This is a genomic window from Micromonospora sp. M51, assembly GCF_018070305.1.
Taxonomy (GTDB): domain Bacteria; phylum Actinomycetota; class Actinomycetes; order Mycobacteriales; family Micromonosporaceae; genus Micromonospora; species Micromonospora parva.
Genome location: NZ_JAGPXZ010000163.1, coordinates 1 through 9,705 on the forward strand (window position 1 = coordinate 1; position 9,705 = coordinate 9,705).

Sequence of the window (9,705 nt, forward strand, 5' to 3'; positions counted from 1 at the left end):
CGACCGAGAACGCGACGAGCGGTCGGGCCGTCGACTGGGCCGCGGTGGCGGCGGCCTGCGGTTACTACGACCAGTCCCACCTGATCCGGGACTTCCACCAGTTCGCGGGGGCGACGCCGGCCGCGCTGCTCGCCGCCCGGTGACGACGCTCGACTGACCCCCTGCTCGCGGCGGCGACCCGCCGAGGTCGCATTCGTCCAATCCGGATTCGCGCCGCCGGACGCAGAATCGGGTCATGCGAACCATCTATCCGATCCTCCGTTACCCCGATCCCCGCGCCGCGATCGACTGGCTCGGCGCCGCCTTCGGTTTCCAGGTGCACGCCGTGCACGAGGCACCCGATGGCACCGTCGCGCACGCCGAGCTGATCCTCGACACCGGCATGATCATGCTGGGTGGGCGGACCGACGCCGCGCCCCGCCCGGCGGACGACGACTGGTCGGTCTACGTGGCGGTGCCGGACGTCGACGCGCACTGCGCGCGGGCCCGGGCGGCCGGCGCCGAGATCATCCGTGAGCCGTTCGACACCGACTACGGCTCCCGTGACTACGCGGCGCGCGACCTGGCCGGCACCGTCTGGTCGTTTGGCACGTACCGGCCCTGAACCCCCGCCGAGCCGGCCCGCAGCCCGCAGGGCACCCACCCCCCTCGACCGTGAACCGCCGCTGACCTGTGGAAACGATGCGGGTGAGCGGGCCCGGCCGGGGGCGGCACCGAATGCGCCGATTGCGGTGTGCGAGCGAACTATTGCACTGGGTGATCGTCCTGCGTAGTCTCCCTCGGTGGGGAGGCCGGGATGCCGCTGCCAACAAGTCCTGTTATTCGACGTGCACGTCTCGGCGCAGAACTGCGCCAGCTTCGTCGGCGCGAGTCGCTGACCCTGGAGCAGGTCTGCGACCGGTTGGGTTGGGCCTCGACGTCAAAGCTGTCCCGCATCGAGCTGGGCCAGAGTCGCCCGGACCTTGCCGACGTGCTCGATCTGCTGGACGTCTACAAGGTGCCGACGCCCGCCCGGGAGGCGCTGATCGTCATCGCCCGGGACGCGGCGACCAGTCGGGGCTGGTGGAAGACGCTGGGCGAGATGAGCGAACGGCAGCGCACCTACGCCGAGTTGGAGGCGGGTGCCGCCGACATCGTCGAGTACCAGCCGTCGGTGGTGCCGGGGCTGCTGCAGACGCCCGCGTACGCCCGGGTGCTGGTCACGGCCAGCGCCCAGCTCACGCCGGAGGTCGATGTGGACGCCGAGGTGCGGGCTCGGGCGCTACGGCAGGAGGTGCTGCGGCGGGCCTATCCGCCGCGCTACACGGCGGTGCTCGCCGAGGCCGTCTGCGACCAGGGTGACCTGCCGGTGGCGGTCTGGCGGGAGCAGCTGCGGCATCTGGTCGCGGTGACCGGGCTGTCCCACGTCACGGTGCGACTGCTGCCGCGCGGGGTCGCCGGTGGCGGCCTGCATCCGCTGACACCGTATTCCTGCTACGCCTTTCCCGACCCGGCGGACCCGCGGACGGTGATGCTCGAGGCGCTGACCACCGACGTCCGGTTGGCCACCGCGCTCGACGTCGACCGCTACCAGCGGATGACCGAGGCGTTGCTGGCCGCGGCGCTGTCGCCGGAGGAGACCGTCACTGTGCTGGCCCGCCGCGTCGGCGAGTAACCGCCGACGGCGCGGCGCCGCGCGGCCACCGGGCCCGGCGCCCCCGAGCCCGTCGGGACCGGCGGCCGGCGCGTGCGTCCGGCACGATAACCACGGGGTACGACAGGCAGGCTCAGGCCGGCACGTCGAGGAAGTGCTCGACCACCGGCGGTCCCGCGAAGTGGGGGCCGATCAGCGCCCGCCACCGCTCGAACCGTTCGGTGGCCCGGAAGTTCTCCTCGTGGGCCTCGACCGAGTCCCATTCGACGAGCAGCACGAAGCGGGTCGGCGACTCGATTCCCCGGGTCATCCGCACGGACCGGCAGCCGGGCGCCCCGGCGAGCACCGGGTGCCCCTCGGCGTACGCGGCGGCGAACGCGTCCTCGTGTCCGGGCAGTACGTCGATCAACGCGACCTCAAGCACCATGTCGGACAGCCTCCCACGATGGTCGTTGCCGGTGCTGTCGCGGGGTCTGTTCCGGCGTCGGCGACGCCCCTAGGGTGGCCTGGTGATCATTGACTGGCTCACCGGCACCGCCTTTCGGGTGGCCGGTGCGGGCACCACCTGGGCGGAGCTGCTGGGGTTCGCGACCGGTGTGCTCAACGTGTGGCTGGTGGCCCGGCAGAAGATCGCCAACTGGCCGATCGGCATCGCCAACGTGCTCCTGCTCATGCTGTTGTTCTGGACCGCAGGCCTGTACGCCGACGCGGGGCTCCAGGTCGTCTACGTCGCGCTCGGCTGTTACGGCTGGTGGCACTGGCTGGTCGGTGGCGAGCGGCGCACCCGGCTCACGGTGAGCCGGACGGGACGACGGGAGTGGTTGGCGCTGGCCGCCGCCGGGGTGCTGCTCACCGGCGTGCTCTGGGTGCTGGTGGACCGGGCCACCGACTCGACGGTGCCGCTGCCGGACGCGTTGACCACGGCGCTGTCCCTGCTGGCCACGTACGGGCAGACCCGCAAGCGGGTGGAGAGCTGGTGGCTCTGGATCGCCGCCGACCTGATCTACATCCCGTTGTACGCGTACAAGGGGCTGCACCTGACCGCCGTCCTCTACCTGGTCTTCCTCGCCCTGTGCGTGCTCGGGTTGCGGGCCTGGCGCGCCGACCTGCGTCGGGTCGACCGGCCGAGCGCGGTCCCGCCCGGTCCGGCCCCCGTCGCCGCGTGAGCGCCGAGACGTCCGGCCGGGCACCAGCGCCACGCTCGCCGGGGCACCCGGCCGCCCCGGAGTTCGGGCACGGGATGGTGGTGGGCAAGTTCTATCCACCGCACGCCGGGCACCACGCGCTGATCGCCGCGGCCGCCGCCCGTTGCGCCGAGGTCACCGTCGTGGTGGCACCCTCGCGTCGGGAGTCCATCCCGTTGCCGCTGCGCCTGGACTGGCTGCGGGAGGCGCATGCCGACACGCCGTGGGTCCGGTTCGTCGGCCGGTATGACGACCACCCGGTGGACTACGCCGATCCGGCCGTCTGGGACGCGCACTGCGCGGTGTTCCGCGAGGCCGTCGGGCCGGGGCCGGTGGACGCGGTCTTCTCCTCCGAGGCGTACGGCGCCGAGTTGGCGCGCCGGTTCGACGCCGTACCCGTGTCGGTGGATCCGGACCGGCGGACCGTGCCGGTGTCCGGGACGGTCGTGCGCGCGGATCCGGCGCGTCACTGGCGGTGGTTGAGCGCGCCGGTGCGGGCGTGGTTCGTCCGGCGGGTGGTGGTGGTCGGGGCCGAGTCGACCGGCACCACGACGATGGCGGCGGCGCTGGCGGGGCACTACGGCACGTCCTGGGTGCCGGAGTACGGCAGGGAGTTGACCGCCCACAAGCTGGCCCGGTTGCGGGAGCGGACGCCGACGGCGACGGTCTTCGACGTCACGTGGGACCGGGACGACTTCCGCGCCGTGGTCCGCGCGCAGCAGGCGGCCGAGGACGCGGCGGCCCGGACGAGCGGGCCGCTGCTGGTCTGCGACACCGACGCGCGGGCGACGGCGGTGTGGGAGGAGCGTTACCTGGGCAGCACGTCGGAGCAGGTGCGGGCGGCGGCCCGTCGGCCGGCGCTGTATCTGCTGACTGATCACCGGGGGGTGCCGTTCACCGATGACGGGCTGCGCGACGGCGAGCACCTGCGGGAGTGGATGACCGAGCGGTTCCGGGCCGAGCTGGCGGGGTGCGGGGTGCCGGTGGTGGAGCTGACCGGGTCGCCCGCCGAGCGGTTGGCCCGGGCGGTGCGGGCCTGCGACGACCTGCTCGCCGCAGGCTGGTCCCTCGCCGACCCGATCGCCGCACCCGACCTGCACTAGCCTCCTAGGAAGCCATAGACGGTGTGGCGTCGAACAGGGTGTTCGGAGCCACCGGCTGCCCGGGGTGTGATCACGGGCAGTGGTGGGCAACAATGGTCACCGAGGAGGGGAGTATTCCCCCGCAACGGAGTCGTCAGCACGGTCGATCGCCGGGTTCCACGGCGACCGACCCGGCCCCGTAGGTCGCCGCCCTTCCCGGGCGGCGGCGGAAGAGACCTCCGACAGTCACCAGAGTGAGCGACAGCGGCACACCGGCCCCCGTGGGGGCGTACGGTGTGCCCGACGCCGCGTGTCTGCCGGAGGAATGAACGTTGGACGTGTCCGGATTGGTGTGGGCGGGGACGCTTGTCGCACTGACTGCGGTCCTGCTCGTCGACCTGTTGATCATCGGTCGGCGCCCGCACGAGCCGAGTGTGCGGGAGTCGAGCCTCTGGGTCGCCTTCTATGTGGGGCTCGCCCTGATCTTCGGAGTGGGTCTCTGGCTGACCTCCGGTGCCAGCGCGGCCGGCCAGTTCTACACCGGTTGGCTCACCGAGTACAGCCTCTCGGTGGACAACCTCTTCGTCTTCGTGATCATCATGGCCCGCTTCGGGGTGCCCCGGCAGTACCAGCAGAAGGTGCTGCTCGTCGGCATCGTGCTGGCGCTGGTGATGCGGGGCGGGTTCATCGCCGCGGGTGCCGCGCTGATCTCGCAGTTCTCCTGGGTCTTCTACATCTTCGGCGCGTTCCTGATCTACACGGCGGTGAACCTGGCCCGGCAGGGTGAGCCGGACGAGGACGAGTTCTCCGAGAACGTGCTGATCCGGTGGAGCCGTAAGGCGCTGCCGATCTCGAAGGACTACGACAGCGCGAAGCTCACCACCCGCGTGGACGGCCGGCGGCTGTTCACCCCGATGCTGATCGTGATGATCGCGATCGGCACCACCGACCTGATCTTCGCACTGGATTCGATCCCGGCGATCTTCGGCATCACCCAGGAGCCGTACCTGGTCTTCACCGCCAACGTCTTCGCGCTGATGGGCCTTCGTCAGCTCTACTTCCTGCTCGGTGGCCTGCTCGACCGGCTGATCTACCTGAGCTACGGCCTGGCCGTCGTGCTCGGCTTCATCGGGGTCAAGCTGGTGCTGGAGGCGTTGGCCGACAACAACCTGCCGTTCATCAACGGTGGTGAGCACGTCGGCTGGGCGCCGCACATCCCGATCTGGTTGTCACTGCTGGTCATCATCGGCACCCTGGGTGTCGCCACCGCCGCCAGCCTGATCAAGTCCTCGCGGGACCGGCGTCGCGAGTTGGCCGACGCCCGACGCTGACCGGTCACCGGCCGGGCGCGGGTCCGCGCCCGGCCGGTCGAAAGACGCTCTAGACCCGGTGCGCGCCCACCAGCGTCGCGGTCCGGTCTTCCGGTAGGGGTTCCTCGATGACCCGCCGCCGCCGGTAGCAGGCGTGCAGCATCCGGCGTTGGCCGCCGTCGCCGGGCGTCGCGGTGACGATGCCGATGTGGTGGATCTTGCGGCCGGGTCGGGCGAAGAAGTAGAGGTCGCCGGGGCGTTCCGCGCCCAGCGGCACCGGGGTGGTGGCGGCGGCCTGGTCGTCGGCGTCGCGGGGCAGCAGCACCCCGAACCGCCGCCAGGCCAGATGCACCAGCCCTGAGCAGTCGATGCCGTGCGCGGACAGGCCGCCCCAGATGTAGACCACGTCCAGCAGTCGCTGTGCCACCGCGAGCGCCTGCTCGGCGTTCGGCGGCGCGGCCGACGCCGCGACCAGGTGCTCGTCGGGCAGCCAGAGCGGCGTGGACCGGCCGGGGACGTGCACCGGCCGCCAGTCGTCGCGCACGGGGCCGGCCGGGACGAGGCGGGTGCCGACGACGACGCCGGGCAGCGCCACCGGCCCGTTCGGGGCGGTGTGCAGCCCGGTGACGGTGGCGTCCACCACCAGTGGGTCACCGGTGCCGGTGTGGGCTGGGTCGACTGTGGTCAGTTGGTCGGTGGGGAGCCAGCCCGGGTAGCCGCGGGGGTCCAGCTTGGCCGCTGGTTGTTCGACGGCGACGACCCGCGCCCAGCCGTCCGGGCGCAGCTCGCTGACGAGGACCCGTTCGCCGAGCAGGAGTTGGCTCAGCACGCAGTCGCCCACCTGCTGGTCGGTGTCGAGTCCGGAGACCCAGGTCAGGATGTCGGCGCCGGCGGTCAGCGCGGGGCGGTCGACCGGGCGGACCGCCTCGGGGGAGGTCCACAGCGTCGCCACGGCGACCCGGACGAGGGCCTCGCGGCCCGGTTGCAGCTGCACGTCAACTCCCAGATCGCGTCGGCTGTCCCGGGGAAACCCTATGAAAGAAACCGACCACCATCAACCGCGAGGCTGCACTTTTGCTTCAGTCAGGCCGGAGATGCCCAGGCCAGGGGCGTCCGGCAGCACCACGTTCGCGCCGTCGTAGCGAATGCCGCCCTGCACCGGTGACCAGGCCAGCCACCAGGCGGCGTCCAGGTCGGCGACCGCTGTGGTGCCGTACGCGGCCACCAGGCTCGCCGCCGCCCCGATGCCGACCTGGCTCTCCATCATCGAGCCCACCACCGTGCCGAGACCGTGCGCGGTGGCCAGCTCGAGCAGGGTGCGCGCCGGGTGCAACCCACCGCACTTGGCCAGCTTGACGTTGACCAGGTCGGCGGCGCGGCGGCGGATCACCTCCACCAGGTCACGGACCCCGAACACCGCCTCGTCGGCCAGGATCGGCACGGACACCCGGTCACTGACCCAGGCCAGCCCATCCAGGTCCCAGCGGACCACCGGCTGCTCGACCAGCTCCACGTCGAGCCCCGCGTCCTCGATGCCGCGGATCACCCGGACCGCCTCCCGGGGCGTCCAGCCCTGGTTGGCGTCCAACCGGATCCGGATGCTGGGGCCGACGGCCGCCCGTACCGCCCGCACCCGGTCCAGGTCACCGGCAGCGTCGGTGCCGACCTTCAGCTTGAGCACACCGAAGCCGTCACCCTGCCGCTGCCGCGCCGCGGCCGCCAGGTCCACCGCGTCGCCCGCCGCCAGCGTCACGTCCGTCGGGACCCGCAGCGAGGTGCCCCCGAGCAACCGCACCAGGGGTACGCCCAGCCGCCGCGCGGCGAGGTCGTGCAGGGCGACGTCGACAGCGGCCTTCGCCGCCTCGTTGCCGACCACCGCGCGCTGCACCTCGGCGCACCGGGTCACCAGGTCGTCCGGGTCACTGCCGATCAGCTGTGGGCCGAGCAACTCGCGGACGCACGCCTGTGCGCCGGCAACCGACGCGCCGGTGACCTGCCAGACCTGGGGCGCCTCGCCGAAGCCGGACCGGCCGTCGCTGTCGACGAGTTCGACGACCAGCGTGTCCACTGTGGTGGTACGGCGCAGGGCGGTGACGAACGGGGTGTGTAAGGGGGCGGAAACCCGGTGGGTGCGTACCGCCGAGATCGTCATGTGGGGCACTCTATATGCAGGTTCACGGCGGGAGGGGAGACCGGATGACCGGGCAGGGCTGGGAGTTGGTGGGTGCGCCGAACGCGCGTGACCTGGGCGGCCTCGTCGGCGCGGACGGGCGGCGGGTTCGGGTCGGCCAGTTGATCCGCACTCCGGCGCTGGGTCGGCTCACCGACGAGGACCTGCCGGTGCTGGCGAAGCTGGGGCCGGCGTGCGTGCTGGATCTGCGCGACACCACGGAGATCTCGGTCGCCCCGGCGGACCGGCTCGCCGGTGAGCCACGGGTGGTGCGGCTGCCGGTGCACGATGCGGAGCACCCGGTCTTCACGTACGTCTCGGCGGTGCTGCTCGGCCACGACCTGAACGCGTACGCGGAGCTGGCCCGGCAGGGCACGGCCGGGGCGATGGCGGCGATCTACCGCTGGTTCGTCACGGGTGAGTCGGCGCGGGTCGGTTTCGCCGAGGCGGTACGCCTGGCGGCGCGACCGGAGAACCTGCCGTTGGTCTACCACTGCTCGGCGGGCAAGGACCGCACCGGTTGGCTCACCGTCGTCCTGTTGACGGCGCTCGGGGTGGACGAGGCGGCGATCCGTGCCGACTACCTGCGCAACAACGAGCTGACCGACAGCCTGCGGGCGGTGATCGTCGAGGCGATGCGGCGGCGGAATCCCGAGCTGGACGTGGACGCGGTGCTGCCCGTGCTGGAGGTCCGCGCCGAGTACCTCGACGCCGGTTACGCCGAGGTGCGTCGGGTGCACGGCTCGTTCGACGCGTACCTGCGTGACGGGTTGGGGCTCACCGACTCCGACCTCACCGCGCTGCGGGCTCAGCTGCTGGAGTGACAGCTGAGCCGGGCGGTGTGCTGGCGCGGGCGACCCAACCGGTGACGATCAGTGCCTGGCCGGCGGCGTAGCTCGCCATGATCAGCACCGGCGCGCCGGGTGGCTGGGCCACCTCGGCCACCCCGGCGGCGATCAGCAGGTCGGAGCCGAGGAAGAGCGCGGCGCCGAGACCGACCCGCCAACCCTGGGTGGTGGCGGTGGTGGCCATGGCGGCCAGCGCGATCGCGTACCCGGCCACCGGTACGGCCAGCCCGACGTCGGTCAGGCCCGCCCACATCCAGGCCAGGGCGACGACGGTCAGCAGCGCGTACACCAGGGGGACGGCGACCAGCGGCGGCCGGCGCAGCGCGGTCGCGGCGCCGTGGCTGGTGAAGGCCGCGAGGTAGCAGAGGTGCGTGCCGAGGAAGCAGGCCATGCCGGCGACGAACCAGCCGGTGCCGTCGATCATGAGGGCGATGTCGCCGCCGGTGGCGAAGGCCAACGCGGCGAGCAGCAGCCGGTCCGGTCGGGCTCCGCGTTCGGCGCTGGCCCGCCACAGGTACGCGGCCAGCAGCGGCATCAGCAGCGGCTTGGTGAGCAGGAGGGCCGTGCCGCCGCCGGTGGCGTTGGCCAGCAGGTTCGCTGCCGTCACGACGAGGAAGGCGATCAGCACGGTGCGACTGCGGGGCATCGGCGGCTCCGGGGTGGGGGGTGCGAGCAGCCTAGCCGCAGTCGGCGGGTGTCGGTGCCGGCGCGGTGGGTGCCGGGTCAGAGGTGGTGGCGGGCGGCCCAGACCTGCGCCGAGATGTGGGCGAGCAGCAGGCAGGCGTCATCCTCCACCTGGTCGTCGCCGTCGGCCAGGTCCGTGGTGGTGCAGACGGTGATCACGTACGGCGGTGCGTCGTCGGGCAGGACCACGCCGGCGCCGTGGCGGACGCCGCGTACCCAACCGTTCTTGTGCGCGATGCGGGTGCCCTCGGGCAGGCCGGCGGCGAGGTCCTCGCGGTGTTCCTGGGCGAGCAGGACGTCCAGCATGGTGGCGCACGCGGCCGGGGAGGCGAGTGGGCCGGGGGTGGTGGCGCCGATGGCCAGCGCGCCGAGCAGGGCGGCCAGGTCGGCGGCGGTGACCGTGTTGGTGATGCCGGCGACGCGGGCGGCGAAGTCCTCGATGACCCGTCCGGTGACGCTGGTGCGGGCGCCGGCGAGCGCCCAGACCTCGGCGGCCGCAGGCAGCCCGACGTGCCCGAGCACGAGGTTGGTGGCGAGGTTGCTGGAGCGCACGATCATCCGGTCGGCCAGCCAGCGTAGCGACGCGGTGGCGCCGATGCGGTCCCAGACCGCGTCGTCATTGTCGTAGGGCTGGGCGCAGGCGAACCGGGGTGCGCCGGGCTGGGCGGAGTCGAAGTCGTTGACGACCGGGACCGGGGCGTCCAGGTCCAGGGTGCCGGCTTCGGCGGCCCGGTGCAGTGCGGCGAGCACCGCCACCTTCATGGTGCTCGCGGCGTAGTGGGCGGCGTTCGCGT

At 72.6% G+C, this 9,705-nt stretch carries 12 protein-coding genes; 7 read left to right on the forward strand and 5 right to left on the reverse strand.

Going from position 1 to position 9,705, the window contains the following annotated elements; genetic code table 11:
• The first annotated feature begins 44 nt into the window (after positions 1–44).
• The 3 genes from KBX53_RS11660 (at position 45) to KBX53_RS11670 (ending at position 1,654) form a co-directional block, all read left to right on the forward strand.
• A complete protein-coding gene (locus KBX53_RS11660; RefSeq protein ID WP_309140754.1) occupies positions 45–143 on the forward strand; it encodes a hypothetical protein in 99 nt (32 codons plus the stop codon).
• Positions 144–235: 92 nt separating this feature from the next.
• Entirely contained in the window at positions 236–604 is a 369-nt protein-coding gene (locus KBX53_RS11665) for a VOC family protein (protein WP_030338004.1), read from the forward strand.
• 192 nt (positions 605–796) lie between these two features.
• Positions 797–1,654, forward strand: coding sequence for a helix-turn-helix transcriptional regulator (locus KBX53_RS11670; protein WP_030338005.1), 858 nt, complete (start codon positions 797–799; stop codon positions 1,652–1,654).
• A gap of 112 nt (positions 1,655–1,766) precedes the next feature.
• Here the strand turns inward: KBX53_RS11670 and KBX53_RS11675 are convergent, their stop codons facing one another.
• Positions 1,767–2,060 (reverse strand): antibiotic biosynthesis monooxygenase, encoded by a 294-nt coding sequence (locus tag KBX53_RS11675; protein ID WP_030338006.1) that lies wholly within the window; start codon positions 2,058–2,060, stop codon positions 1,767–1,769.
• Between the two features lie 82 nt (positions 2,061–2,142).
• Between KBX53_RS11675 and pnuC the strand changes: the two genes are divergently transcribed.
• The 3 genes from pnuC (at position 2,143) to KBX53_RS11690 (ending at position 5,230) form a co-directional block, all read left to right on the forward strand.
• Complete coding sequence (gene pnuC / locus KBX53_RS11680) at positions 2,143–2,799, forward strand: nicotinamide riboside transporter PnuC (protein ID WP_030338007.1); 657 nt, start codon at positions 2,143–2,145, stop codon at positions 2,797–2,799.
• Positions 2,796–3,920: an AAA family ATPase gene (locus tag KBX53_RS11685; RefSeq protein ID WP_245233797.1), complete on the forward strand. Its 1,125-nt coding sequence runs from the start codon at positions 2,796–2,798 to the stop codon at positions 3,918–3,920. Before pnuC ends, KBX53_RS11685 begins: the two co-directional genes overlap by 4 nt.
• Positions 3,921–4,231: 311 nt before the next feature.
• The gene (locus tag KBX53_RS11690) at positions 4,232–5,230 is read left to right on the forward strand and encodes a TerC family protein (RefSeq protein WP_210859117.1); all 999 of its coding nucleotides are present in this window, start codon (positions 4,232–4,234) and stop codon (positions 5,228–5,230) included.
• Positions 5,231–5,279: 49 nt separating this feature from the next.
• On the opposite strand, the gene KBX53_RS11695 is transcribed toward KBX53_RS11690, so the two are convergent.
• Positions 5,280–6,203 (reverse strand): NlpC/P60 family protein, encoded by a 924-nt coding sequence (locus KBX53_RS11695; protein WP_030338010.1) that lies wholly within the window; start codon positions 6,201–6,203, stop codon positions 5,280–5,282.
• A gap of 60 nt (positions 6,204–6,263) precedes the next feature.
• The gene (locus KBX53_RS11700) at positions 6,264–7,361 is read right to left on the reverse strand and encodes a mandelate racemase/muconate lactonizing enzyme family protein (RefSeq protein WP_210859119.1); all 1,098 of its coding nucleotides are present in this window, start codon (positions 7,359–7,361) and stop codon (positions 6,264–6,266) included.
• 44 nt (positions 7,362–7,405) lie between these two features.
• On the opposite strand from KBX53_RS11700, the gene KBX53_RS11705 reads away from it, so the two are divergent.
• A complete protein-coding gene (locus KBX53_RS11705; protein WP_030338012.1) occupies positions 7,406–8,203 on the forward strand; it encodes a tyrosine-protein phosphatase in 798 nt (265 codons plus the stop codon).
• Here the strand turns inward: KBX53_RS11705 and KBX53_RS11710 are convergent.
• Together KBX53_RS11710 and KBX53_RS11715 are read right to left on the reverse strand one after the other, a co-directional pair.
• On the reverse strand, positions 8,172–8,873 hold the full coding sequence (locus KBX53_RS11710) for a lysoplasmalogenase (RefSeq protein WP_210859121.1): 702 nt from the start codon (positions 8,871–8,873) through the stop codon (positions 8,172–8,174). The two genes, KBX53_RS11705 and KBX53_RS11710, sit on opposite strands and share 32 nt — an antisense overlap.
• A 77-nt stretch (positions 8,874–8,950) precedes the next feature.
• A partial coding sequence (locus KBX53_RS11715; RefSeq protein ID WP_210859122.1) for a serine hydrolase occupies positions 8,951–9,705 on the reverse strand: 755 nt, incomplete at its 5' end.